Source organism: Pseudomonas lactucae (assembly GCF_036688725.1).
GTDB classification, from domain to species: Bacteria; Pseudomonadota; Gammaproteobacteria; order Pseudomonadales; family Pseudomonadaceae; genus Aquipseudomonas; species Aquipseudomonas lactucae.
Window position 1 is genome coordinate 95,059 of the sequence record NZ_JAQQPT010000021.1, and the last position, 26,332, is coordinate 121,390.

The following is a 26,332-nucleotide window of genomic DNA, read 5'->3' on the forward strand; positions in this document are numbered from 1 at the left end:
TTTCCTTGAAGGCGATTCAATTATTGATCTCATCGTTTGGCGCTGCGGGCGCAACGTTCTTGCTTCAGGTCATCCTCAGTAGAGCCTTGGATGCCGCCAGCTTTGGTCTGGTCTCATATGCCAACGCTATTACCATCACGCTCGGCGCTTTGGCGTTCAGCGGTGTGAACAGTTTGCTGTTGAGACGTGTCAGCCGCGCACCTGGCGAATATGCGCCGTCGATGCGGGTTGCTTATGTTTGCCTGTCAATCAATACGCTGGCGGCCTTTGCAGTCAGTGTGGTGCTGTTATGTGGTTCGGGAATGGATGGGTTCGTGGCCGTTGCACTGGCGACGGGCGTGGCGGCATTGGCGGCGCAGGCGATCGTCATCACTCAAGGTCAGCTCAGGAGCAGCCCGCTGCGGATTTCCGTGGGGCAAGTGCTGGTACCGGTATCCCGGATCATAGCGGTTGCAGGGGTTTTTTATGCGCTGACTCCGAGCCTCGCGAACACCGCCATGGCCCTGGGGGTTGCCAACGTTTCATGTGCGATGTTGTGTTTGATGCTGATGACACGGCACGGCAAACAGGCGGCTTTGAAGGTGCGAAGCTTTCTGAAAGACTCCGTTAAATATTCGTTGAATGGCGCACTGAATATAGCCCAGTTGCAAATCCCCATTTCGTTGCTGGGGCTTATCTATGGGTCGACGTATTCCGGGTATTTAGCCATTTGTAATACGCTGCTCACGGCGCTGTATATCGCACCCAATACGATTTTTAACACCTACCTTATAAAAAAGTACCACGCACTTTCGGGTGCTGAAAAAAACCTGCCCCTACAGCATGCGCGGTATTCATTGGGCGCGGGGGCGCTGGTTGGCATTGGCCTGAGTGTGTATTCCCATGACCTCGTGCACCTGGTATTTGGTGGCGACTATGTGTATGCCGCGCAGGTGTTGCAAATCGCCGCGCTGTCCATTGGCTTCAGGTTTTTCGCAACACCTTTAGGGGCGGCGTTATTGAGCGAAGAGTGGGTCAGCAAAAAAATAATGGTCGCCAGTGTCGGCGTGGCGTTGCAAGTGGGCTTGTTTGTTGTGTTGATGCCCTTTGAGGCGAACGGTATTGGCGCAAGTATTGTGGCCAGCGAATGCTTTATCGCCGTCTCGTATTACATTCTTTATAAAAAGAGCATGCGTGCATGAACATTGTGATCATTGGCTACTATGGCAATAACTTTGGTGATTTGCTCATGCTCAAGTCACTGTTGTCTGAGCGACATGCGGGTGTGGTGTATACGGTATTGACCTATGGCGATGGCGAAGCACTTAAACAACAGGGTTTCATTCGCCAAGGTGCGATTACTGTGGTGGAACTCAACAAGGCCAACCGCTGGCTTGCCTACAAAACAGTGATTAAGTGTTCTGCCATCGTGTGGGGTGGCGGAACATGTTTCATGGATGAGGGCGGCACCGGAGGGGTCAAATACATGGCATTGGCTCGCCTGTTCGGTGCTCATGTCATCTACGCAGGTATTGGCGTCGACAATCATAAAAAGCTGAAAACCCGTTTGATTTTATTTTTTGCGACCGTCATGGCCACAGCCTTTTATATTCGCGATTCAGCCTCGCTGCTGGCGGTGAGGAAAATCAACCCTTGGGCCCGCCGTGAAAAAATCAAACAATCCGTGGACCTGGCCTACGCGCTGGGTACTGACGACGCCGGCGCAGGGGGCGATCTGGAGAGTGCAGGGGACTACATCATTGTGTGTCTGCGCGATCTGCAAGGGTATGGCGAGCAATCCAGTGGCGACATTTATAGCCAATTGCTAGACGTATCCATCAGGATTTGCTGGCGGTTGCGTATTAACCGGATCGGCATATTCAATGCGGATGCAGAGGTTGATACCGGTGTGTCGCGGTACGCACAAAGCGAGTTGAAAGACCGGGGCTTTACGGTTTTCAACATCGCCGGTTCGGATATCGACCGCTCCATGGCGTATATAAAAGGGGCGCGGCACATACTGACGGCGCGGCTGCATCCCGCCGTGGTTGCGTATTCGTTAGGTACGCCGTTTTCCCTATACAACTACTCAGACAAAAATAAGAAATTTACCGCAGAGACTCAGACCGAGACGTGTTTGATTGAGCGCGGTGCGATAGACGAATTTATGCCGACTTACACGGTGGGTGTCAGTGCGGTTGCCACTAAGCAGAGGCAACGGGCGCAGTCGACGATCAGCGAAATATATCGGTTGTTAAATTAAGCGGATAAGGATTTTCTCATGGGGCAATTGGCTTATTTCATCATTGAACCGGTTGGCGGGCACGGCGGAATGAATTACTACAATACCGGCCTCGGACAAGGGCTGGTTTGGAATGATGCCTGCGTCAATCTGTATACGTGTCCCGAGTCGCAGGAGCAGAGTTCGAATAATTTCACGATCAATAAGTTTTTCAAGGGTGTGTATGGTCAGTCCAACAAGTTCCTGAGGTTCGCTCGCTTCATCGTTGCCTTGCTCAGGTCGATCGCGGATATCAAGAAAAAGGGTGGAAAAACCTGCCACCTGCATTTTTTTCAATATTCGCTACTGGAGTTGATCACCTGCCGGTTATTGCGTTTGAGCCGGATAAAAATCATTGCAACCATTCATGATGTCGAATCTTTTGCAGGCGCGTCTCTGACCCGCACCCATGCGGCCATTCTGCGGGCCCCGCGGGAATTTATTGTGCATAACGAATTCTCGCGGCGCGAGTTGCAGGGGGTGCTTGCTGCTCAAGGTCTGAAGACGAACATCACCGTCATTCCCCATGGTAATTATCTGCCCTTCGTGAAACGGCGCGAGGGCGTCATTTCGCGTCGGCGTCTGGCGCTGCCTGAAGATAAGAAAATCATACTTTTTTTTGGCCAGATTAAAAAAGTAAAGGGGTTGGATGTACTGTTGAACGCGATGCAGATCGTCGCCAAGCGTGAGCCCCAGGCGGTGCTATTGATTGCCGGCAAGGTGTGGAAGGATTCATTCCAGGATTATGAGAGTTTAATAAAGTCGAACAACATCTCTGACGTGGTTATTCCGCATATTCGATACATCAAGGATGAGGATGTCGACTTTTATTATTCTGCCGCCGATATTGTGGTCCTTCCCTATAAGAAGATTTATCAAAGTGGCGTACTGCTGATGGCCATGTCGTATGGCTGTATTACGGTGTCTTCACGGTTACCGCCGATGGTCGAGGTTGTCGACGAAAATGAAAACGGGTTTCTGTTTGAAACGGATAACCCGCACGATTTGGCGCAACAAATAATCAACGCGCTGGGTTCCAGCACTGCGCGGCACATTTCGCAGCGCGCTCGCACCACGATGGTCGAAAAACATGATTGGTCACTGGTCGCGCGTCAGCATATTAAGGTGTTCGAAAACTATGAGTAGGCATTTGCTGGTTCTTGGAATAAGAGGTATCCCGGCGCAGCACGGCGGCTTCGAGACATTTGCCGAAAAGTTAGCGGTGTATTTGCAGGCTAAAGGTTGGCGCATCACGGTTTACTGCCAGGAAAGCGGCACGGGCAGCGTCACTGAAACCGAGTGGAACGGTATCCGCCGTGTTCATATCCCGGTGTCTCGGGAGGGTGCGTTGGGCACGGTTATATTCGACTTGAAGGCTGTTTGGCACGCGCTGGGTGAGCGCGGCCTGTTTTTGACGCTGGGCTATAACACCGCTGTTTTCAATAGCCTTCAGCGGCTCAAAGGCCAAGTGAATATTATTAATATGGACGGTATCGAGTGGCATCGGCAGAAGTGGGGGAAGATAGCCAAGGCGTGGTTCTGGTTGAACGAAAGAGCCGGTTGCTGGATCGGTAACCACTTGGTGGCCGACCACCCAAGAATTAAGGAACATCTTGCGACGCGGGTCAGTGCCGACAAGATCACCATGATTCCCTACGGAGGAGATGAAGTGACGTCGGCGGCGGCTGAGGTGTTAAGTACGTTTGCGCTGGAGCCAAATCACTTCTCGATTATTATCGCCAGGCCCGAACCGGAAAATTCTTTTTATGAGATGGTCCAGGCATTCAGTGCGAGCGTCAGGCAGCACAAACTGGTGGTGCTTGGAAACTTCACGCCGAGTACCAATGAATACCATAAGAAAGTGATGGAAGCGGCCAGCGCTGAAGTGGTCTTTCCAGGGGCTATCTACGACGCCAAAGTCGTCCAGGCGCTGAGGTATTTCAGCCGTTTTTATCTGCACGGTCATCGTGTCGGCGGAACCAACCCCTCTCTGGTCGAGGCGTTGGGCGCCGGTTGCGCAATCATTGCGCACGACAACCCCTTCAACCGCTGGGTAGTGGGTGGGGGCGCTGCGTATTTTTCCGATAGCCAGGCGCTTTCTCGATTACTCGATGAACTATTGGAAGACCCACAACGCACCCTGGCATTGAAACAAGCCGGTGCGGCCAGGTTTGCCGAATGCTTCAAGTGGGAGCAGGTGTTGAGTGCCTATGAACAGCTGTTAATTGAATGGTATCCCGCCTGAGCCGTTGATCATTTCAAGCTGATCCTGACGTTTACTTTTCGATGAGGTGTCACATGATTCCGGTGATTTTATCTGGAGGCACGGGTTCGCGCCTGTGGCCGTTGTCGCGTCAATTAAACCCCAAGCAATTTTTATCGTTGGTGGACACTGACATCTCTCTTCTTCAGGCCACTATCCAGAGGTTGAAGGGGCTGGATGTACGGACACCCAGGCTTGTTTGCAACGAAGAACATCGCTTTCTGGCCGCTGAACAACTGCGCAAGTTGGGGCTGGAAGACGCGAATATACTGCTTGAACCCGTCGGCCGTAATACGGCGCCGGCGCTGGCATTGGCGGCATTGCAGGCCACTGCCGATGGGGAGGACCCCTTGCTGTTGATCTTGCCGGCGGACCACACCATCAAGGATGTGCAAGCGTTTCAAGCAAGTATCAACTGCGCCCTCCCATTGGCCCTGGACGGTAAGTTAGTCACCTTCGGCGTTGTTCCGACGTATGCGGAAACCGGCTACGGCTATATCGAGAAGGGCGAGCCTGTCGGCGAGTGCGGCTTTCGCGTGAACCGTTTTGTCGAAAAGCCGGACTTGGATCTGGCTCAACAATACCTGTTGGCCAAAACATTCTTCTGGAACAGCGGCATGTTTCTGTTTCGTGCCAGCCGTTATTTGGAGGAACTGCAGAAGTTCTGCCCGCAGATCCTTTCTGTTTGCAGTGAGGCGCTGAACAACGGTTCCAGGGATTCGAGCTTCACCCGAGTTGACCGTGATGTGTTTGCTACTTGCCCCGAAGACTCCATTGACTACGCGGTGATGGAGCGCACCGCAGACGCGGTCATGGTCGTGATGAACGCCGGTTGGAGTGATATCGGCTCGTGGTCCGCGCTCGCCGATACATTCGTCAAAGATGCCGAAGGCAACGTATTGAAGGGCGATGTCGTTGCCCAGAACACGTTCAACACCTACGTTCACGCCAACAGCCGCCTGATTGCAACGGTCGGTGTCGAGAACTTGGTCATTGTCGAAACCAATGACGCGATCCTGGTCGCGCACAAAGACCAGGTACAGGACGTAAAGAAAATAGTCGAGCGGCTCAAGCAATCCGCCCGGCACGAGTACGTCAATCACCGCGAAGTCTATCGCCCCTGGGGCATGTATGACTCGATAGACAAAGGCCACCGCTATCAAGTCAAACGTATCACTGTGCAACCCGGCGCCAAGCTTTCGGTACAGATGCATCATCACCGGGCGGAGCATTGGATCGTCGTGAGCGGTACGGCCAAGGTGACCAATGGAGAGAAGACCTACTTGGTCACTGAAAACCAGTCCACTTACATCCCTATCGGTCAAGTGCATGCGCTTGAAAACCCGGGCGTGATCCCGCTTGAACTGATCGAAGTACAGTCCGGCTCCTATCTGGGTGAGAACGACATCGTGCGCTTTGAAGATAAATATGGCCGAGCGTGAACGCCGGCGATCCGCTGATCAATAACGGGCCTCGATCGAGTTTTATTCCACCCTCAGGATCTTCACTCATGTTTAAAAAAATCCTCGTTACCGGTGGCGCCGGTTTCATTGGATCAGCCGTGGTCCGCCACCTGATAAATGAAAACCACAGCGTCGCGAACCTCGACTTACTGACCTATGCGGGGAATACCGATTCACTCGCCAGTGTCGAAAACTCGTCGCGCTATCAGTTCTTTAAAACCGATATAGGGGACGGCCCGGCACTGGACCAGATTTTCATGACATTTCGCCCGGATGCGGTAATGCATCTGGCGGCGGAATCCCATGTCGATCGTTCTATCGATGGCCCCGCTGACTTTATCCGGACCAACATTGTCGGGACATATACGTTGCTTGAAGCGGCCCGGCGCTACTGGAGTGCGTTGGCGTCTGACGCAAAAAACCGGTTTCGCTTCCACCACGTTTCGACAGACGAGGTCTATGGCGACCTGGACGGCCCCGATAGCCTGTTCACGGAAACCACGCCTTATGCGCCCAGCTCGCCCTATTCAGCGTCCAAGGCCAGTTCGGATCATTTGGTTCGGGCCTGGCAGCGTACGTATGGCTTACCCGTGCTGGTGACCAATTGTTCAAATAACTACGGTCCTTATCACTTCCCCGAAAAGTTGATCCCCCATGTGATTCTGAATGCCATTCATGGCCGGCCGCTGCCGGTATATGGCGATGGTTTGCAGGTGCGGGACTGGCTGTTTGTTGAAGATCATGCGCGTGCGCTGTGTGAAGTCCTGTGCCGGGGCGCGGTCGGCGAAACCTACAATATTGGCGGCCACAACGAGAAAACCAATATTGAAGTCGTGGAAACGCTTTGCGCGCTGCTCGAAGAGTTGGCGCCCGACAAACCGGCCGGCGTGGAACGTTATCGTGACTTGATCACCTTTGTTAAAGATCGGCCAGGTCACGATCTTCGTTACGCCATTGATGCCGGCAAGATTGCGCGTGAGCTGGGATGGCAGCCTCACGAAACGTTTGAAAGCGGTATACGCAAAACCGTCCAGTGGTATTTGCAAAACAAGACGTGGTGGCAACGCGTACTCAATGGTCAGTACCGGCCGGAGCGCCTGGGTCAGAACGCTTGAACTGGTTAAACACTGCCTCACCCATCGACATTTTCAAAAAGGAAGCACTCCATGAAAGGCATTGTTCTGGCGGGCGGTTCCGGCACGCGCTTGCATCCCATTACCCGCGGCGTCTCCAAACAGCTGCTGCCCATCTACGATAAGCCGATGATCTATTACCCGTTGTCGGTTTTAATGCTGGCCGGTATCCGCGAGATATTAATTATCTCGACGCCGCAAGACTTACCCAGTTTTCGAAGCCTGCTGGGCGATGGTTCTTCTTTCGGCATTGAGCTCAGTTATGCCGAACAGCCGTCCCCGGATGGTTTGGCGCAAGCGTTTATCATCGGCGAAGACTTTATCGGCGACAGCAATGTTGCGCTGATATTGGGCGACAATATTTTCTATGGCTACGGCTTCAGCGCGTTGCTGCATGAAGCGTCCCAGCGCAAGAGCGGCGCTACCGTCTTTGGCTACCGTGTCAGCGACCCCGAGCGTTTTGGCGTGGTCGACTTCGACAGCCACGGCAAGGCGATCAGCATTGAAGAGAAGCCTGAGCGTCCCAAGTCCAATTACGCGGTCACGGGCCTGTACTTTTACGATAACGACGTGGTGAACATTGCCAGGCAGGTCAAGCCCTCAACGCGTGGCGAGCTGGAAATCACCGACGTGAACAACGCTTACATGCAGCGTGGGGATTTGCACGTCAGCGTGCTGGGGCGTGGGTTCGCGTGGCTCGACACCGGCACCCATGACTCCTTGATGGAGGCCGGGCATTTCGTTCAGACCGTGGAAGCACGCCAAGGGCTCAAAGTGGCTTGCCTTGAGGAAGTGGGCTACCGCCAGGGCTGGTTGTCGGCGGCGCAACTGGATAGACAAGCCACGGATTTACGCAAAACCGGTTATGGCCAATACCTGGCACAGGTACTCGCTTCGGAGCCTGCGAAATGAATGTCATCAAAACCAGGTTGCCCGGTGTGCTGATTATCGAACCCCGCGTTTATGGTGATGCCCGCGGGTTCTTCCTGGAGAGTTACCAGCAGCAGCGTTATCGCGACATTGGGATTGAACAGCCGTTCGTGCAAGATAACCACTCGCGCTCCGCACAGGGCGTGTTACGTGGGCTGCATTTCCAACGCAGCCGTCCTCAAGGCAAGTTAGTGCGGGTGACCCGAGGCGCGGTCTACGATGTGGTCGTAGACATCGACCCGGCGTCTGCGACCTGTGGTGAACACGTGGCGGTTGAATTGACCGCCGAGGACCACCTCCAATTGTGGGTACCGCCGGGGTATGCCCACGGTTTTTGCGTGTTGAGCGATACCGCCGACTTTCAATACAAATGCACCGATCTGTATGACCCGAAAGACGAGGGTGGGCTTGTTTGGAATGACCCGGACCTGGGCATCGCCTGGCCTCTGGGTTCGCCGTTGTTATCGGAAAAAGATCAGCGCCACCCGCGCTTGCGCGCCTTGCTGAGCGGAGAATGACCATGCGTGTAATCGTCACCGGAGCACAGGGGCAGGTCGGGCGCGAGCTGCTGCTCAGGGCACCGTCCGGGTTCAACGTGATTGGCTATGGTTCGGGTGAGCTGGATATCAGTGACTCGGTTCAGGTCGAGGAGGTCCTGGCGCGGATCAAGCCGCAACTGCTGATCAATGCGGCGGCTTATACCGCTGTAGACAAGGCTGAGAGCGATATCGAGCGGGCTTATGCGGTGAACCGCGATGGCGTTGCGCACCTGGCGCGCGCAGCGCAGGCACAGGGTATTGCCGTGCTGCATATTTCTACCGATTACGTATTCGATGGCAACCACACGCTCCCCTATACACCGGCTGACGTCACCGCACCTTCAGGCGTTTACGGTTCCAGCAAGCTGGCGGGTGAGCAGCAGTTGCAGCAGCATTGTTCGCGCCATGTGATTTTGCGAACGAGTTGGGTGTTCGGCGCGCATGGCAACAACTTTGTTAAAACCATGCTTCGCCTTGGACGTGAACGCGATGAGCTGGCCGTCGTCGCGGACCAGCGTGGTTGCCCGACTTCCGCCGGCAGTATCGCCGACACCCTGTGGGCGCTGGCGACGATTTTTCGCCGCGACGGCATGCTCAAATGGGGCGTGTACCACTACAGCGGTGCGCCTGCTTGCACCTGGTATGACTTTGCCGATGAGATTTTCAACCAGGCGCGGTCAGAGGCGCTGCTTGAAAAGAAACCTCGGTTGAAGGCGATTACCTCCGCCGAGTTCCCGACGCAAGCCAAACGTCCGGGCTGGTCCGTGCTGGATTGCCAGACCCTCGAACAGGATTATGGGGTGTCGACGCGCAGTTGGAAGGTAGAGCTGCAACAGGTATTGCAACAACTGGGAAGTGCATCATTTGTTATCTAAACTGCCCGGTCAGGGCCGTGATACTTGCGCCTGTTAATACTGGGTTTTCACGGGCGAATGTTATTTTTTGTCGCGGTACGCGTGAATATCATTATTTAACAGAACGCCGTTTCGGTAAGGCTGACGAATAATAACAGTGGGGCGGTTGGCTCGGACGCTGGCGGCTGCAACATTGCGCGTAACATCGCTGTTATAGCGCTGAAAGTCCGCAAATATCCTTAAACGTGTTCAATGTTCGCGACGGGTTCTGCGGCCTGTGCGTGATGCATGCAAAGTGCTGTTGTATGGCATGCAGCACTTATAAATGACATGCTCCAAACGAGACTGGCGCATAGCTGAGTGTGTTCGGCTGATACGCCAAAGTCTATATACCTGCTGTTCCATCACCGTCTCTTAATATCAACTTGTTGATGTTGAGGAGGAGTCTGCTATGAAGAAACTGTTTACCGCCAGCTTGCTGGTTTTAATGAGCACCACCGTATGGGCGGCTGAAGAGCCCCTAAGCTTGAGCACCCCGGTGGTAGGCGCTGTCACGGTCGGTGAGACCGTGGTGGCGGCGGTGGTGGTAGCCGGCGCCGTGGCGGCGGCATCAAGCTCCGGAGGAAGCTCCAATGGCGGAACCACAGGGACCTCGGGCACCACCGGAACTACGGGTACCCGTTGAACCCCCTGCGAAGTGTGTTGTTCAAGATCACTCAGAACCTTCTGGGTGATCTTGTTTGGACTTGTCCCCGACTAGTGTAGTGCCATTATGACCCGAAGGCTTTTTGCTGTGACGCTGGCAAGTATTACCTTGCACGGCTGTATGTTTTCCCCTGGCCAACATATGGACACCAGTCAATTGACACGTGACGGCTCTCCCGAGAGTAGCCGGGTGGAGCTTATACCCATCACGCCGAAGCTGATTGCCATGGATGCCGCCCTGCATGTTCGCGAGACGGTTGCCCCCGAACTGCTGTCGTATATTCCGGGCGGTTATCGCGTCGGCGCCAATGACTTGTTGTTTATTACGGTGTGGGATCACCCCGAGTTGACGGCGCCTTCCGGCCCGCAACAACAACTGGATGCCAACGGCCGTCTGGTGCGGCCGGATGGCACGCTGTTTTACCCCTATATCGGCAATGTCCCGGCCGCCGGTAAAACCATCGAAGAGCTACGGGCGTATATCGCCGAGCGACTGTCACAGTTTGTAGAAAGCCCTCAGGTGGATGTCAGTGTCTTGCGCTTTGCCAGCCAGGTAGTGGTGGTTTCCGGCGCCGTGGCAAAAGCGGGTCAACAGTCGATCACTACCAATGCGCTGAGCGTGGTGGAAGCTATCGGCGCCGCTGGGGTAGACCCGATGAATGCTGACCTTTCGGGGCTGACGCTGACGCGCGATGGTCGCGAATACACGCTGGACCTGGACACCCTCAACCGCCGGGACTCGCCACTGCATAAGGTCTACCTCAAAGGCGGTGACCAGTTGTACTTGCCTTACAACGACCTCAAACGGATCTACGTGATGGGGGAGGTCAACCAACCCCGGGCGTTGAGCTTCAAGAGCAAGTCGATGAACTTGTCTGATGCGTTGGGCACCGTGGGCGGTTTGAACCAGACCACCTCCAATGGCAACGCGGTGTACGTGATCCGAGGCGCGGGCAATCTGGAAACCGAGCCGGCCCAGGTGTTCCAACTGAATGCCGAGTCGCCGTCCGCCCTGGTATTGGCCACCCGTTTCGACCTGCAACCGCAAGATATCGTGTATGTCGGCCCGGCCGGCGTGACCCGCTGGAACCGCCTGATCAGCCAGCTTCTGCCTACGGCCAGTGTCCTCGGGACCGGGGCCAGCTCGGTCAACAATCTCAGTGAAGCCAACAGCAGATAAGGCTTAGTCAATCCGTGAAAACTTTGCATACCGGTGCCGTTCTGACGACGGCGCTACTGCTGTGTGGGTGCAACCCCTTGATGAAGGCTTCATGGGACACGTTCAAAGCGTCCGCCCAGGGGCCTGCCTCGCTGGAGTTGACTCCGGCCCAGGTAGCGGCCGTGCCGTATCCGCAAATTCTGGTGACGACCGTTACCAGCGAGGGCGTGATGGCCATGGCGCGTCGACGTGGCGACCTGCAGTTCTGGCTCGCATCCGGCAACCAGGTGTTGCTGATGCGCGACGGCCTGGTGGTGCGCACGGTCGGGTTGGGGGTGTCGCTCGATGGCACGCGCTTTGATGGAGAGTCGCCGTTCAAGCACGGTTTGCAGCATCTGCACGACGGGCATACCAGCACGCGCTGGATCGATATCTACCAAGGCTACCGCGTCGGCCTTAGCGTCAATAGCCGTTTCAGCAGGCACGACATCGAACCTATCCGGATTCTGAACAGGGACTACGCCTTGCTGCGAATCGACGAGCAGGTGGCGATACCCGATCTGGATTTTCGCGCGACCAATCGTTACTGGGTGGACCCCCAGGACGGTTTCATCATGCAAAGCGAGCAGCACCTGACGCCGCAGATTTTTCTGAAAATAGTGCAATTGCGCCCTGATCGGGAGGCTGTCCGGTGAAGTATCCAAGCCTTTTATTGCTCGGCGCGTGCATGTTCGCCACGGGGCTAAGCCAGGCCGACATCGCCGTCAGCGGCGATGTCCGAAGCCCCGGCAACCTCGCCGTCCAACCCGGCACACGTCTGCGGGACGTGATCCTTGCAACCCAGCCCAACGCCGAAAGTTACTGGTTGGGCGCGGCGTGGCTGCACCGTTCCCTGGAAGGCCCGCAGGCCCGCTTGAAGGCCGGGGTGTTGTTCGATCTGAAATTGCTGCAGCAAGTCGCCTTGCTGGAGGGGCGTGATACTCGCGCTGCATTGAGCGCGCGTTTGTATAAGCAAGTGGAGCGGTTGCCGGTTACCGGGCGCCAGGTTGCGGTGCTTGATCCGATCGCCCTGGAGGTAGGGTTTGCGCTTGATAGCCCGCTCGATGAGGGCGACCGCCTGATTTATCCGGCTCGGCCGTCCACCGTCGAAGTGTGGGGAGCGGTGGAGCAGACCTGTCAGGTGCCTTATGCCGCAGCGCAAGAAGCCTGGGTGTACGCCCGGCGCTGCGCGATTCTCAGCGACGCCCAAAGCGATTATGTGTGGTTGATTCAGCCCGATGGCCACGTGAGGCGCCTGGGCGTGGCGCCATGGAACCATGAGGAAGGTGTTATGCCTGCCCCCGGCAGCCGGATCCTGGTGCCTATCCGAAGTGATGATCTGCAATCGCCGACACCTGAACTCAATGAACAGTTGGCCGAGTTTCTCGCCACTCAACCCTTGGCTGAGGTGGCCCCTTGAAGCTACGTTTTGCTGCTGCATTGCTCTTGCCGTGTGGGCTGGTTCATGGCGAACCGCGCTACACCCAAAATGACTTTGGCGGTGTCGGTCTGTTGCAGACACCCACCGCGCGCATGGCGCCTGTCGGGGAATTAAGCGCTACCGCCAGTCGTACAGACCCCTATTCGCGCTACAGTTTTTCCTTCCAGCCCTTTGATTGGCTGGAGGGTTCGTTCCGCTATACCGCGATCACTAACCGGCAGTACGGCCCGGAGGCGTTGAGCGGCAATCAAAGCTTCAAGGACAAGGCCATCGATGTGAAAGCGCGGCTTTGGGAGGAGAGCCACTGGGCTCCGCAAGCCGCAATCGGCGCCCGTGACATCGGCGGGACAGGCTTGTTCTCCAGCGAGTATTTCGTCGCCAACAAGCGTTACGGCGACCTTGATTTCAGCCTGGGTCTTGCCTGGGGTTACTTGGGCAACCGGGGCGATTTCAGCAACCCGCTGGCGATAGTGGGCAGCCAATTCAACGACCGGCCGCAAAGCGATGCGGATGTGGCCAGGGCGGGTGAAGTGAACACCAACGCTTACTTCAGGGGCCACCCCTCGTTGTTTGCCGGGATTGCCTATCAGACCCCCTGGGAGCCGCTGAGCCTGAAACTTGAATACGAAGGCAATGATTACAAGAATGAGCCGCTGGACAACCCGATCAAGCAAGACCTGCCGATCAACGTCGGCGTCGTCTACAAGTTGGCCGACAGCGTCGACCTGAGCGCGGCTTGGGAACGCGGCAATACTGCGATGTTCGGCATTACCTTGCACACCAACTTTTTCAGCCGCAAGGCCCCCGTCAAAACCTATGACTCTCCTGCCGAACCGCTGCCGCCGCAGGTGCCGTCGACCCCGTTGGATCAGGTGAACTGGGCGAATGTGTCCAGCCGGTTGCAGCAAAACGCCGGCTACCAGGTCAAGCGCATTGCCCAGCGCGGTCCGGAGTTGTTGGTGTATGGCGAACAGTCCCGTTACTTCAACCCGGCCAAGGCGGTAGGGCGGGCTAGCCGAATTCTCGACAACAGCGTTAACCAGGACGTCGAATGGTTCACCCTGGTCGATCAGCGTTACGACATGTCGATAGAAGAGACCAGCGTGCCGCGTGACACCTTCCGCGCGGTGCTCAAGAATGATCGGCCGCTGCAGGATCTCCACCGCGCAACTGAGGTCAATCCGGCGCTCGCCCATCGGGAGACAACCCTCTATACCCAGGCCCTGGACCCGTTTACTTATGGCGTTGGCCTGGGCTACAAACAGAACATCGGCGGCCCTGACGGGTTGCTCTATCAGTTCAGCGCCGATGCCGACGCGCAGTACCGTTTTACCCGCGATATCTGGTGGAGCGGCATGCTCAGCGCGAACCTGTACAACAACTATGACAAGTTCACCTACGATGCGCCGAGCGGGTTGCCGCGCGTGCGCACCGACCTGCGTAAGTACCTGACCACCTCCGACGTAACGATGCCGACGTTCCAGCTCAACCATGCGGTGCAGTTGGATCAGAACCTGTATGGCATGGTCTACGGCGGTTATCTGGAATCCATGTTCGCCGGGGTCGGCGGCGAAGTGCTTTATCGGCCCGTGGGGCAAGGCTGGTCAGTAGGCGCCGACGTGAACGTCGTGCGCCAGCGTGACTTCAACCAGGGGTTCGGGCTGCGTGACTATCAAACGGTGACCGGCCATGTCACCAGCTACACCGAACTGCCGGGTGATGTGCAGGCGGCTGTCAGTGTCGGGCGTTATCTGGCGCGTGATTGGGGATCCACCGTGGATCTGTCGCGCGAGTTCAAGAACGGCGTGAGATTTGGCGCATGGGTCACACTCACGACCGCCTCGAAGGCGGACTACGGCGAGGGCAGTTTCGACAAAGGGATCTATATTTCCATCCCGTTCGACGAATTCATGAGTACCTCGACGATGCGTCGCGCCAATATAGTCTGGTCACCCCTGACCCGCGATGGCGGGGCACGCCTCAACCGTGCCTACTCATTGCACACGATGACAGAGGGGCGTGACAGCGGGCGGTTCTACAACAACTTCGAGAAGATCACCGAGTAGACAGGCTGAAGCGAGCAAGCCTGCCGCGCGGATAACGCGGATAAAAAAGGTGGGAGGGAGCACGCTCCCTCCCACCTTTGGCCGTTATCAGTAGATGTCTTTTGAAAGCAGCGTAAACGGCGTCTTCACCAGGATCTTGATATCCAGCCACAGCGACCAGTTGTTGATGTAGTGCAGGTCGATGTCGACGCGCCGTTGCATCTTCTCCAGGGTCTCGGTTTCGCCCCGGCAGCCATTGACCTGGGCGAGGCCGGTGATGCCGGGCTTGATCCGATGGCGGGCCATGTAGGCAAGAATTTTCCCCGAGTAGTAGTCGTTGTGCGCAATAGCGTGGGGCCGTGGGCCGACCAGGGCCATATGCCCCTGCAACACGTTGAACAACTGCGGCAGCTCATCAATGGAGGTGCGGCGGATAAACCGGCCTACCGGGGTGATCCGCGAGTCATTGCGGCTGGCCTGGCGCACTTCATGGTCGTCATGCACGCGCATCGAGCGAAACTTCCACACCTTGATCACCTCGCCATTCCAGCCATGACGTTCCTGCTTGAAAATCACAGGGCCTGGCGAGGTGAGCTTGATCAGCAGGGCGAACAGCAACAGCACCGGGCTCAGCACGATGATCGCCAGCAAGGCGATGCTCTTGTCCAGCAGCGACTTGCTCAGGGCGGCGGTGGGGCGGCTGGTCAACGGGCTTTCATTGAGGAAAATCGCCGGCAGCCCATCCACTTCGGCCACGCAATGGTTGAGTAGCAGCATGTTATTGAGGTCGGGTACCCAGATCACATCCACGCTGATGTCCAGCAGGTTGAGGTACAACGCCTCGATGTGCGTGGCTTCCTGCAGCGAGTGGGTGATATAGAGCCGACGAATGCCGTGTTGCCGGATCAATTGCGGCAAGTGCGGCAGATCACCGAGTATCTGCGGCTGCGCGCCTTCGACCGCTTCGGCGTAGCAGCCGACCAAGCCCACCAATGGGGAGCGTTTTTGGCGAGAGAGGGTTCGGGCCAGGTCCACGGCAAGTTTTCCGTTTCCCACGATCAATGACTTTTGCCGCTCATGAAGTTGGCGGTGGTAATAGCGTGACAGGCTGTGCAAGGGGATATAACACAGGGCTAGTAACGGATAACTCAGTGCGGCCCACAGTAATAACGTTTCCAGTGGGAACAGTGTGCCTGCTTCGCAGGCTATGCCCACCGCAAATAATATGCCCACCGTCAACAGCCAACCCATGAACAGCCGTCCCAAGCCCACGGCATAATCATCTCTTTTGCTGTATACATCGCACAGGCTGTAGGCTGGGAGGGACGCCAGTATTGTAAAGGCGGCGAGCACTCGATAGTTGTGCTCAAGTTGGCCTGTCTTTAAAAATACCAACATAAACAACACTGCAACGACCAAGCCTGACGCAAGCGTCCATTGGCCCCAGAACGTCAGACCCTTGGGGGTCAGGTTGCGATGCATTCTAGTATTGTTCAGCATAGTTCTGCTCCCGGTGGCGACCACGCACGTAGTGGCAGGGTTTAATTAAGTTGCGGTATAAGCGCATTAAAACGACAGGCACGCGCAAGCGCGTACCCATGGATAGTAATGAACGGTCGGGGTCAGTGGCTGACGACTTATAACAAAGTGAGGAACATGCTGTTATCAAGAAGTGTGTTATAAATGGGCAGGTATAAGAGGGTGGTAATAGGTGGGGTGCGTGATAGGACCTGTATTTTTTATTATATTAACGGCGCGATGGGTTCAGCTCTAACGGCTTCTTGATTTTCTGCGTGAGGCAATAGCCACGGTTTCTGACCGCGCGGAATAGGCGTTCGCCATCATTGACCCGCTTGAACTTTTCCTGCAAACGACTGAGGCACATCTCCAAGCCTCGGTAGTGGTCCGGCTCGCGGCCTATATTACGGATCAACTCTTCCTTACTGACCACGCGTTCTTCGTGGTGCAGCATTTTTTTTATCAGCGCCGATTCGATGGTGGTCAACGAAATACGCAGGTCGCCTTTGACCAGTATTCGATCATGTTGGGTAAGCAGCCAGATGTCCTGGGGATATAGATGAGTACTTTCGGGTTTTTTGTCCGCAGGACGTGTGTGGGTATTAGGCGGGCCATCAGCGGTCTTGGGCGTTGGCATTCTTGACTCCTGCCGCATAGCGTCAAACGGCTGTGAAGGCAAGGTGAGGGTGTGCGTGGCCAGCGCATTCAAGTCGTAGTGGAACATTTCTGCATTGGGCGTAAAGTCCTGCAGTGCGATAGCGGGAAGTGTGGGGGGGAAAGCGTATTTTTTGAGAGAGCTCATAGTGTCTACCAAGATCGGAAAAAGGCAGGTTTTTATAAACGGTCGGCAGGTGAGTAATAGCCACCCTGAAAGTATTCGAATGGCAAATTTTTAGCCAACATTGCACTATCGAAAAACTCGACATTTTTGGCGATAAAGCGCACTCGGGTGGCATGGATCAATTCCAGCATGTGGTCGTAGAGCCGATCGAACAGACCGGAGCGGGTGTTCAGGCTAAGCCGAAGGGCCGAGTCCGGGAGGGGCATTTTGATGTAGTCGTACAGTTTCAGATCGGTTAAAAGGTCACCGGGTTTTGTATCGAGTGTGTAGTTGTCATAAGCCAAATTGATACAGTTCTGGTCTTTGAGTCTATACAGTTGGCGTACCATTGCCCTGCGTTCTACGGGCCCTGGCAGCGTGTCCAGCGGATTGTCGATACTGAGCGTAAAGGCATGCCCTTGTTTTTCCAGTGTCTGAGCCACGTGAAAAATGTCTTTTATCAGAGCTTCGTTCATTAACGCAGCCTGATCTATCTTCACAAGCCTATGACTGACAACTTGGGGTGTTTTGCGGCGCGGCAGGGTATGTTGCAGCGCTTGGCTATAGGCGCTGTCAAGTTGCACGCGATCCCCTGTGCCGGATACGGCGATTTCACTGCCCCACAATGCTTGGCTACGCTCGACGATGGCCTGTCGGGTTATCGTGAAGTGCACAACGTCTGCAGGGGATAGTTGTTCGCTATTCACGGTTCGGCCTCTCCTCGATGGGTTGGAAATGGTTGGTGTGGATAAGTCCTCGGCTGAGTTTGTAGCCATAGCCGCGAATGTTCTGGATGATGTTGTCACCGTAGTGCGCCTTGATTTTACTGCGCAGACGGCTGATAGACTTTTCCAGCGCTCTGGAGTCGTAATGCTTGGTATTAAGACCCATGACTTCGGCTATTTCATTGTGACTAAGGAGCCTGTTCTGCATGAGGGCTTCCAGTACCTTCATTTCAACAAAGGATATTTCCAGTTTTTTGCCTTCGCCAAAAAGACACATGCGATCTTGGTCGAGCATCAGACCGCAGCAATTGAGACGAGCGTTTTCACTTAGAAAAGCATCAAATAGGCTTAGTTTTTTTTCAGGAGAAGTTTCTACCACCTTGACACAATAATCAGCGCCGGCCAGGTAGTATTTTGTCTTGCTCAAGGTGGATGCAAACGTCACAACGACAAATATAGTACAGCCCGGGTTGTCGCTCCGAGTCTTTCTTATAATGTCCAGCGTTTGATTGAGGGCAGAGGGCGTATCGATTTCTATAATGACGGCATGGTAATGCCCGTGTTTTTCTTTGGCGTCAGTTAGTTGACAGTAGCAGCGTGTGTCGACTTTTAAATCATTCGGTACAGTCCGAGCTATCAACTGCCGAAAGTCCTCCGATTTCGATTGAGTCCGTGCAATAGCGAGGACATTGGAAAAATGCATAACCCACTCCCTTTTCTTGCATGCATGGCCGACAGTTCAATAGCTGCTAGCATTTAGATACTAATCGAATTGAATACGGTAAAAAGTGACAAATTTTAACATTTGTCGTGCTTTTTTCGGGGGGCGAGAAAGTTAAAGGGTTGTTGCGAGGGGGGGGTACCTGAACTTAAGCAATAGGCTAGTGCATACTTGGAATGTTCGCTAAGTATTTTAGTCCCAACGATTTTTACACGGTGCAAGGTTCAGTCTTGCCCGTTGCGGAGCGCAAGTCGTTAGAGGGCAGGCGTTCCAGGGAATGGTCTCTTCAGGCGTGCTCCTCTGCCCGCAATTGCCCACTCATGTCATCGCAACTCTGAGCCCAGTCCTTGAGCCATTGCGGCATCGGTGGTGAATCCTGCGCCAGGCCCAGTTCGCGCACAAACTCAGCGGGAGGCAGGGTGCCCTTGGCCGAGCGGAACAGTCCGCGCATCACGACCACGCCGACTACGCGGCCACGGCTGACAAAACGGTGTTCCATCAGGCTCCACTTGGAATCCCAGCCGAGCATGCGGGTGTGTACCTCGAACGCCTCGAACAGCTTTAATTCGCGTCGGAATTTACCCCAGGTGTCGCCGACGATGGGCAGCGCCTTGTGGCGTAACGCAACGCGAAAGGCCCCGGTGCGCAGGACGAAATCCATCCGTGCGACATCCGCCAGGGAAAAGTAGCGGCCGTTGGTGACATGTCGGTTTATGTCCAGGTCCAGCGGCCACACGCGCATGCGAACCACGGTGGTGGCGAGGCCATGTGCAGGTTTGCGCCATGGACGGCGGCACAGCATGTATAGCAAACGAAACCAGAGATTCATAAAAGAGGCCTGCCAGTTGATCCAGGCAGCACTGTAAGGACCTGGCGGTGATGGAGGTAGGTCCGTAAATGACATATTTACGGCGCAGTGCGCAGTTGGGTTATTCCCGGTTGAACAGACGAAAAAAAACCGGCTGATCAGGCCGGTTTGGGGTGCTCCGCGAACAGGGCGGGTCAGGCGCGGTTGTCCAGCAGACGATCGGCACCACCCTCAGCCAGACCACGTTCCTGCAGACGATCGGCGCCACCTTCAGCCAGACCACGTTCCTGCAGACGATCGGCGCCACCTTCGGCCAGACCACGTTCCTGCAGACGATCCGCACCGCCTTCGGCCAAGCCACGTTCCTGCAGACGATCGGCACCGCCTTCAGCGACACGGTTGCCTTGCAGGCGATCGGCCCCGCTTTCAGCAACACGACTTTCAATCAGGCGGTCCGCGCCACCTTCTGCAACAACCGGGTGGGCAAATGCGTTTGCAGCGAGTACCGAGAAAGCAAGGCTAAGCAAGATTTGGCGTTTCATGAGGGTGTGCTCCAAGTGTTTTAAGTAGGTGTTGCCGGGTATGGGTTTGATGTTACGCGTTGCATTTTTTAAGAGAACTTCATTGCGCTGATGGTGACTATCGACGTCAGCGATGGCCCATTTCGCGGGGCCATCACGGCGCACTTCATGGCATCTGCGGCAGTTCTTGAGGGCGCAGGTCGAACACCAACACCTCGGCATCGTCGCCGTGGCTGAGGCGGATCAGTTGTTCATCGCGAATGCGCGCACCGTCGCCTTCCTGCAAGCGTTGACCGTTGACTTCCACGCTGCCCCGGGCCACATGCAGGTACACATGGCGATTGGGCGGCAGGTCGAGGGTCGCGGCCTCATCACCGTTGAACAGCCCGGCATACACCCGCGCGTCCTGGCGTACGCTCAGCGAGCCGTCGGCGCCGTCCGGCGAGATGATCAGTTGCAGGCGCCCGCGTTTTTGCGCCTCGCTGAAGTGCTCCTGTTGATAACGCGGCTCGGCGCCGGCCACGGACGGCACGATCCAGATTTGCAGAAAGTGCACCCCACGGCTTTGGCTGTGGTTGAACTCGCTGTGGGCCACGCCGCTGCCGGCGCTCATCAGTTGCACATCGCCGGGGCGGATCACCGAGCCGGTGCCCAGGGTGTCCTTGTGTTCCAGGGCGCCTTCGAGCACATAAGAGAAGATCTCCATGTCGCGGTGCGGGTGTTGGCCGAAGCCTTTGCCGGCGGCGACGCGGTCATCGTTGATCACCAGCAGGTCGGAAAAGCCCTGTTCGGCAGGGTTCCAGTAGTTGGCGAACGAGAAGGTGTGGAACGACTTCAACCAACCGTGATTGGCGGCACCGCGTTCGGAAGCTTTGCGAAGGGTCAGCATGGTAGTGTCCTCAAGTGGGAGCGGGCTGCGACATGCAGGGCTCCGGCGTTGAGAAGAAGGTTAATGGTTGCTGATCGATTCATTAAGAAGCTGAAATCTGAATGACTGTCTCTATAGAGTTGACAGTCTGCGACGTGGCATAATGGCCGCCGCTTTCCTTCCCCGATGGACTTCTTTGCTATGAAAACCGTGGCCATGGCGCTGTTTCCGGACTTCCTCCTGCTCGACATGGCTGGGCCGCTCGAAGTGTTTTCCATTGCCAACCGCTACCTGCCCGCGGCCGCGCATTACCAGATCCTCATCATTGGCACCGAGCCCGGCCCGCTGCGCGCCTCCAACGGCGTGATGGTGCAGGCCGACCTGTTGCTGGAACAGGCCAACGGTGCCTATGACCTGCTGTTGGTGCCTGGCGGTCCGGGGGCCTATAACGAATGCCACCCCGATCTGCTGCCCTGGCTCAAGGCCGCCGTCCCACGGGCACGGCGCTTCGGCTCCATCTGTACCGGCGCTTTTGTGCTGGGCCATGCCGGTCTGCTCGACAATCACCGCGTCACCACCCACTGGCACTACACCGAGCGGCTGATCAAGGCGTTCCCCAAGGCCATCGTCGAGACGGATCGCATCTACCTGCAGGACGGACGCCTGATTACTTCGGGCGGGGTCACGGCGGGCATCGACCTGGCGTTATCCGTCGTTGCCCAGGACCACGGCAAGCAAGTCGCGGTGGACGTGGCCAAGGTGCTGCTGGTGGTGATGAAACGCCAGGGTGGCCAGGCCCAATTCAGCCCGATGACCGCCGCCGTGTCGCCCCAAGAGACCGCGATCACCCGTGTGCAGAACCATGTGCTGGCCCATCTGGAACAACCGTTCACCATCGAGTCCATGGCCGAGTTGGCCGGCATGAGCGCACGCCACTTTGCCCGTTTGTTCGCCAGGGAGGTGCAGATGACACCCATGGCCTTTTTGCAAGGCGCACGTATCGACCGTGCCCGGCAATTGTTGGAAAGCACCGACCTGCCGCTCAAGACCGTGGCTTTCCACGCAGGCTTCGGCAGTGTGCGGTATATGCGCTCTCTGTTCAGTGAAAAGCTTGGCCTCAACCCCACCCAATACCGACAACAGTTCAGTTAGCGACAGAATGTCCGTCTCGCGCACCCGATTGTCCGTGTCGCTCCCTGTGCCAGCATTGTCCTGTCACCGGTAGCTGGCAAGATAGCGTCAAGCCCACGGAATAGGATGCGCGGACGCCCAAGAACGGGCGTTTCAGCGCGATTGCAGCCATGAACAACTCCCAGGCAATTGACGCTGACGGCACGCTGCGTTTCGGTGTATACACCTTTCACCGCCAACAGCGGCTGGTCAGCAAGGCGGGCTGGCCGGTGCCCTTGGGCGGGCGGGCGCTGGATATCCTGGCGGTGTTGCTCGAAGTGCCTGGGCAATTTGTCAGCAAGGCCACCCTGATCGAACGGGTCTGGCCGTGCAGTGTGGTGGAGGAAGGCAATCTGCGCGTGCACATCGCCGCCCTGCGCCGCGCCCTTGGCGGGCAACGCTTCATTATCAACGAGCCCCAGCGCGGCTATTGCTTCGCCGCGCCGGTACACGGCCGCGTGCAGGCCGTGATACCGCCACACAACCTGACCGCACGGCTCAGCCCTGTCCTTGGTCGCGAAGAACTGTTGGGTGTGCTGGTACGGCGTCTGTCCGGGCAACGCCTGATGACCCTCACCGGTTGCGCCGGCGTGGGCAAGAGCACCCTGGCCCAGGCGCTGGCCGAGCGTGTGTTGCCGCGTTATCGCGACGGTGTGTGGTGGGTCGACCTGGCCACGGTGCACGCGCCGATTGCGATGTTGCAGCATCTGGCAACCGCGCTGCAACTGCCGCCCTGCGCCGATGCGACCGAACTGTGCCGCCAATTGTCCACGCGCCAGTTATTGCTGGTGCTCGACGGTGCCGACCTGCTGCTCGCGGCGTGTCGACATCTGTTGCGCGTACTGCGCGAAAACGCTCCCCAGGTCACGGTGTTGATCAGCAGTCGCGAAACCCTCCAGGCCCCCGGCGAATGGGTGCAACGCGTACCGCGCTTGGCAGTGCCGGCACCGTCGGCGTTGGGCAGTGTCGAGCAGGCATTGGCGTGCCCGGCGGTGCAGCTCTTCGTCGCGCGAGCGCGCGCCGGGCAGCAGGGGTTCGTGTTGAGGCCTCAGGACCTGGCGCCGCTGCGCGATATCTGTCGGCGGCTGGATGGGATTCCCTTGGCCCTGGAGCTGGCGGCCGCGCAAGTCCACGCGTTGGGCGTGCATGGCTTGCAGGCACAATTGCGTCGAGGCTTGCAGGTGCTGACACGGGGACGGCGCACGGCGGTGGAGCGTCATCAGTCGCTCACGGCGGCGCTGGATTGGAGCTACGAGCGCCTGAGCCTGCCGCAGCGCTGGCTGTTCCTGCAACTGGGCCTGTTCAAGATGGCGGTAACCTTGCCCACTTTGACCCAACTGGTGGCGGGCACTGAGCTTGAGCATGCCGACCTGGCGTATGTACTGGGGCGACTGGTGAACATGTCGCTGCTGGCGGTGGAGCCCGGCCTCGGTCCAGAACGTTATCGCTTGATGCATTGCGTGCGCAGCTATGCCTTGGCGCAACTGCGTGACCCGCAGCAGGTGGCACGTCTGCAGCAGGGTGACGGGCACTACCTGGGGCCGTTTTCAGGCCGGCCGTTTGTCCTGCAGCTCATCGAGCAGGCGGCGTACGCGGACTAGATCGCGGGTGGCAAAACCTTCGGTGTATCGCCCATGGACCGCACTCAACAGGTCGCGCGCCGGCTGCACGCGATCTTGGGTGCGCCACAGCCTTGCCAATGATTCCGCGCAGCGCAGCTCCCAGGCCAACGCGCCTTGTCGGTGCGCCAGCTCCATCGCCTCAAGCAACAGGGTCTGCGCGCCGCTCAGGTCATCCTGGCGCAGCCGTTGTTCCGCGTGCAGCCGCAGGACTTCCGGGGCGCACCAGCCCGCATCGCCATGGCGAGCGCGTTCCAATCCGGCCTCATCAACCTCATGCAGGCCCAACGTGATCAGGATGTCCTGGACCACTCCCAGACCCTGCAAGTCGCGGTGACCGAGGATGCCGGCGTAATGCCCGGCCCAGGTCTGGAACAATTGCACCGAATGCTTGTGGGCATGTTCGAGCAACAGCGCCTGTAAGGTTTGGGCCGCGGTGTCGTCGCCGTTGTAGCGCGCGATCACCACCCCGGCCAGGGCCAGGGTATAGCAGATGGACGTGCCGTGATTGATCTGCAGCGCCAGTTCCAGCGCCTGGTGGGTCGTGCGCCAGGCCTGCTCGGGAAAGCCTTGCAACCACAGGATCCGCGCCAACACCGTCAGCGACGCGACGTTCTGATCGTATTGCACGCCGATGCAGCGGCCAAACCGGTTGAGGTGGCCACTGTGGGCCATGCGCTGAATCACCTGCTCGGCGTTTTGCCGGGCCAGCACCTGATTGCCGCTGTAATGGTGCGCCAGCACGCGCAGACGCTGGGCGCTCAGGTCCAGCAGCGGATCGGTGCGCGGGGCCAGGCGCTCGAATTGCAGGCTCTGTTCCTGTGCCTGGCGATAGAGGCCGGCACACAGATTGACCGCCATATGCCCCGAGATTGCGCGCAACTGTCCGGAAAGGTCCTGGCGCTCATCGGCCAAGCGCCGAGCGTCGATAAACGCTGCGATGGTCTGCGCGGCGCCGCCCACGGCGTGATAGGACAGGCTGCCCAGCGCCAGCTGCAATTGCATTTTCAAGCGCATGCACGGTGCGTTCACCACGCCTATCAGCGCCAGCGCCTTGCCCACATACAAATCGTGCTCCCTGAGCAATGACAGCTCCTGCCACAAAGGCATCGCACTGACGGTCAGGCGGATCGCCAGCAGGTGACCGCCACCCTCGGCCAGGCCCCAGTCGAGCGCGGCGCGCACGTCTTCGCGCAACGGCGCGTAGCGGTCGAGCCACGGTTGGGTGGCGGTCTGTTGCCAATCCGCCTGGGCCTGCTCCATCAACGCCAGGCAGCGCGCCGCGTGGCGCTCGCGGGTGGCGTCCAGCTCATCGGCAACGCTGAGTTTTTCCAGGGCGTAGGTACGGGTGATGTCCAGCAGGCGATAGACCATCTCATCATCGGCGGCCTCCACATTGAGCAACGACTTGGCCACCAGTTGGGTGATCGAGCCCAGCACTTGGGCCGGCGCGATCTGCTCGCCGGCGATGACCGCCGCGGCGCTGGCCAGGCTGAACCCGCCGCGAAACACCGCAAGGCGGCGCAGGCAGATCTGCTCGCATTCAGTCAGCAGCTCAAAACTCCAGTCCAGGGTGGCGCGCAAGGTCTGGTGGCGGGGCAGGGCACTGCGTCGACCACGGGTCAGCAGGCGGAAGTTGTCTTCCATCTGCACCAGCAGCCCGGGCAGGCCGAAACGCTCGATCTGCGCCGCCACCAGTTCGATTGCCAGGGGAATACCGTCCAGGCGCTGGCAGATATCGATTGCCAGGGGCAGTTCGGCCTCGCCCAGTTCAAAGCTGTCCTGGTGGGACATGGCCCGTTCGATCAGCAATTGCAGGGCCGGGTAGCCCAGGGCCTGGGCGCGGTTGCCGGCGGCGGGTGGGCAGGCCAGCGGTTCCAGGCGCTGTACGTATTCACCCTCGGCCCGCAGGGCTTCGCGGCTGGTGGTCAGGATGTGCACCTCTGGCGCATGGCGCAGCAGGGTTTCACAGATCAGCGCAATGTCGTCCAGCAGGTGTTCGCAGTTGTCGATCACCAGCAGCAACTGGCGCTCGTGCAGGCTGCGGGCAAAGGTCACCAGCGGCGCGTGTTCGGTGTGGGTGAGGTCGAGCAGGCTGGCGAGGTAGGGCAGGATCATCGACGGCGTGCTGAGGGGCGCCAGGTCCAGCAGGCGAATGCCATCGCGGTAATTGCCGATCAGCACCTCCGCCACGCGCAACGCGACGGTGGTCTTGCCGATGCCGCCGGCGCCGGTCAGGGTAATGAAGCGTTGTGCGGGCAACTGCTGCACCAGGCTGTCGATCAGGGCCTGGCGGCCGATCATGCGGGTGCGCCGCAAGGGCAGGTTATGGCTCGGGCGTTGGGGTACGCCTTCGGTGGGTAGCGTCATCGGTTCGATGCTCAGTGGTGCCACAAAACTGTAGCCACGCTGGGCCACCGTGACGATATAGCGCTGCCCGGCCTGGCCGTCGCCCAACGCCTTGCGCAACGCCGCCATATGCACGCGCAGGTTGCCGTCTTCCACCACGCTTTTGGGCCACACCCTGGCGATCAGCTCCTGCTTGCTCACCACATTGCCGGCGTGTTCCAACAGGACCAGCAGGATATCCACCGCCCGTCGTCCCAGGCGCAACGGGCGACCGGCCTCCAGCACCAGGCGCTGGCGCGGATGGACGCGGTAGGGGCCGAAATGCACGGCCTGGTCGTTGAGGTCACTCATGGGTGGCCATGCTCTGGGAACGGGAGGTGAC

The 26,332-nt window shown here is 57.7% G+C and carries 24 protein-coding genes; 16 read left to right on the forward strand and 8 right to left on the reverse strand.

Annotation, left to right across the window (positions count from 1 at the left end):
- Positions 1-5 precede the first annotated feature (5 nt).
- The 14 genes from V6M90_RS23055 (at position 6) to V6M90_RS23120 (ending at position 14,852) form a co-directional block, all read left to right on the forward strand.
- A complete protein-coding gene (locus tag V6M90_RS23055; RefSeq protein ID WP_078732850.1) occupies positions 6-1,181 on the forward strand; it encodes an MATE family efflux transporter in 1,176 nt (391 codons plus the stop codon).
- Complete coding sequence (locus tag V6M90_RS23060; protein ID WP_332847182.1) at positions 1,178-2,242, forward strand: polysaccharide pyruvyl transferase family protein; 1,065 nt, start codon at positions 1,178-1,180, stop codon at positions 2,240-2,242. The genes V6M90_RS23055 and V6M90_RS23060 overlap by 4 nt, the downstream gene beginning before the upstream one ends.
- A gap of 18 nt (positions 2,243-2,260) precedes the next feature.
- The gene (locus V6M90_RS23065) at positions 2,261-3,406 is read left to right on the forward strand and encodes a glycosyltransferase family 4 protein (protein ID WP_332847183.1); all 1,146 of its coding nucleotides are present in this window, start codon (positions 2,261-2,263) and stop codon (positions 3,404-3,406) included.
- Entirely contained in the window at positions 3,399-4,505 is a 1,107-nt protein-coding gene (locus V6M90_RS23070; RefSeq protein ID WP_305429335.1) for a DUF1972 domain-containing protein, read from the forward strand. Before V6M90_RS23065 ends, V6M90_RS23070 begins: the two co-directional genes overlap by 8 nt.
- 53 nt (positions 4,506-4,558) lie before the next feature.
- Complete coding sequence (locus V6M90_RS23075; RefSeq protein WP_017527337.1) at positions 4,559-5,965, forward strand: mannose-1-phosphate guanylyltransferase/mannose-6-phosphate isomerase; 1,407 nt, start codon at positions 4,559-4,561, stop codon at positions 5,963-5,965.
- 68 nt (positions 5,966-6,033) lie between these two features.
- Positions 6,034-7,101, forward strand: coding sequence for a dTDP-glucose 4,6-dehydratase (rfbB, locus tag V6M90_RS23080; protein WP_332847184.1), 1,068 nt, complete (start codon positions 6,034-6,036; stop codon positions 7,099-7,101).
- 51 nt (positions 7,102-7,152) lie between these two features.
- Positions 7,153-8,031: a glucose-1-phosphate thymidylyltransferase RfbA gene (gene rfbA / locus V6M90_RS23085; RefSeq protein WP_065878778.1), complete on the forward strand. Its 879-nt coding sequence runs from the start codon at positions 7,153-7,155 to the stop codon at positions 8,029-8,031.
- Positions 8,028-8,567, forward strand: coding sequence for a dTDP-4-dehydrorhamnose 3,5-epimerase (rfbC, locus tag V6M90_RS23090; protein ID WP_332847185.1), 540 nt, complete (start codon positions 8,028-8,030; stop codon positions 8,565-8,567). The genes rfbA and rfbC overlap by 4 nt, the downstream gene beginning before the upstream one ends.
- 2 nt (positions 8,568-8,569) lie before the next feature.
- Entirely contained in the window at positions 8,570-9,463 is an 894-nt protein-coding gene (gene rfbD / locus V6M90_RS23095; protein ID WP_332847186.1) for a dTDP-4-dehydrorhamnose reductase, read from the forward strand.
- A gap of 430 nt (positions 9,464-9,893) precedes the next feature.
- Positions 9,894-10,127, forward strand: a complete 234-nt coding sequence (locus tag V6M90_RS23100; RefSeq protein WP_042944548.1) for a hypothetical protein — start codon at positions 9,894-9,896, stop codon at positions 10,125-10,127.
- 87 nt (positions 10,128-10,214) lie between these two features.
- Positions 10,215-11,327 (forward strand): polysaccharide biosynthesis/export family protein, encoded by a 1,113-nt coding sequence (locus V6M90_RS23105; RefSeq protein WP_017527342.1) that lies wholly within the window; start codon positions 10,215-10,217, stop codon positions 11,325-11,327.
- Between the two features lie 14 nt (positions 11,328-11,341).
- The gene (locus V6M90_RS23110; RefSeq protein ID WP_003173489.1) at positions 11,342-12,001 is read left to right on the forward strand and encodes a YjbF family lipoprotein; all 660 of its coding nucleotides are present in this window, start codon (positions 11,342-11,344) and stop codon (positions 11,999-12,001) included.
- Between the two features lie 32 nt (positions 12,002-12,033).
- Positions 12,034-12,765 carry a capsule biosynthesis GfcC family protein gene (locus tag V6M90_RS23115; protein WP_408637333.1) on the forward strand — a complete coding sequence of 244 codons (732 nt, stop codon included), beginning with the start codon at positions 12,034-12,036 and terminating at the stop codon, positions 12,763-12,765.
- The gene (locus tag V6M90_RS23120; protein WP_305429345.1) at positions 12,762-14,852 is read left to right on the forward strand and encodes a YjbH domain-containing protein; all 2,091 of its coding nucleotides are present in this window, start codon (positions 12,762-12,764) and stop codon (positions 14,850-14,852) included. The genes V6M90_RS23115 and V6M90_RS23120 overlap by 4 nt, the downstream gene beginning before the upstream one ends.
- Positions 14,853-14,939: 87 nt before the next feature.
- Here V6M90_RS23120 and V6M90_RS23125 read toward each other — a convergent pair whose 3' ends face one another.
- From V6M90_RS23125 to V6M90_RS23155, 7 genes are all read right to left on the reverse strand, one after another.
- Positions 14,940-16,331 carry an undecaprenyl-phosphate glucose phosphotransferase gene (locus V6M90_RS23125; protein WP_042944550.1) on the reverse strand — a complete coding sequence of 464 codons (1,392 nt, stop codon included), beginning with the start codon at positions 16,329-16,331 and terminating at the stop codon, positions 14,940-14,942.
- A gap of 247 nt (positions 16,332-16,578) precedes the next feature.
- Positions 16,579-17,151 (reverse strand): winged helix-turn-helix domain-containing protein, encoded by a 573-nt coding sequence (locus tag V6M90_RS23130; RefSeq protein ID WP_003173493.1) that lies wholly within the window; start codon positions 17,149-17,151, stop codon positions 16,579-16,581.
- A 32-nt stretch (positions 17,152-17,183) separates the two neighbouring features.
- On the reverse strand, positions 17,184-17,876 hold the full coding sequence (locus tag V6M90_RS23135) for a YuxH family protein (RefSeq protein WP_003173494.1): 693 nt from the start codon (positions 17,874-17,876) through the stop codon (positions 17,184-17,186).
- Entirely contained in the window at positions 17,869-18,597 is a 729-nt protein-coding gene (locus V6M90_RS23140) for a winged helix-turn-helix domain-containing protein (protein WP_078732861.1), read from the reverse strand. Before V6M90_RS23140 ends, V6M90_RS23135 begins: the two co-directional genes overlap by 8 nt.
- 304 nt (positions 18,598-18,901) lie before the next feature.
- The gene (locus tag V6M90_RS23145) at positions 18,902-19,444 is read right to left on the reverse strand and encodes a thioesterase family protein (protein WP_332847187.1); all 543 of its coding nucleotides are present in this window, start codon (positions 19,442-19,444) and stop codon (positions 18,902-18,904) included.
- A gap of 173 nt (positions 19,445-19,617) precedes the next feature.
- On the reverse strand, positions 19,618-19,965 hold the full coding sequence (locus tag V6M90_RS30265; protein WP_408637332.1) for a hypothetical protein: 348 nt from the start codon (positions 19,963-19,965) through the stop codon (positions 19,618-19,620).
- 145 nt (positions 19,966-20,110) lie between these two features.
- Entirely contained in the window at positions 20,111-20,833 is a 723-nt protein-coding gene (locus V6M90_RS23155) for a pirin family protein (protein ID WP_078824347.1), read from the reverse strand.
- Between the two features lie 180 nt (positions 20,834-21,013).
- On the opposite strand from V6M90_RS23155, the gene V6M90_RS23160 reads away from it, so the two are divergent.
- Both V6M90_RS23160 and V6M90_RS23165 read left to right on the forward strand, forming a co-directional pair.
- Entirely contained in the window at positions 21,014-21,964 is a 951-nt protein-coding gene (locus V6M90_RS23160; protein ID WP_332847189.1) for a GlxA family transcriptional regulator, read from the forward strand.
- A 149-nt stretch (positions 21,965-22,113) separates the two neighbouring features.
- Complete coding sequence (locus V6M90_RS23165) at positions 22,114-23,583, forward strand: winged helix-turn-helix domain-containing protein (protein WP_332847190.1); 1,470 nt, start codon at positions 22,114-22,116, stop codon at positions 23,581-23,583.
- On the opposite strand, the gene V6M90_RS23170 is transcribed toward V6M90_RS23165, so the two are convergent.
- Positions 23,530-26,301, reverse strand: a complete 2,772-nt coding sequence (locus V6M90_RS23170) for an ATP-binding protein (protein WP_332847191.1) — start codon at positions 26,299-26,301, stop codon at positions 23,530-23,532. The two genes, V6M90_RS23165 and V6M90_RS23170, sit on opposite strands and share 54 nt — an antisense overlap.
- Positions 26,302-26,332: the final 31 nt, after the last annotated feature.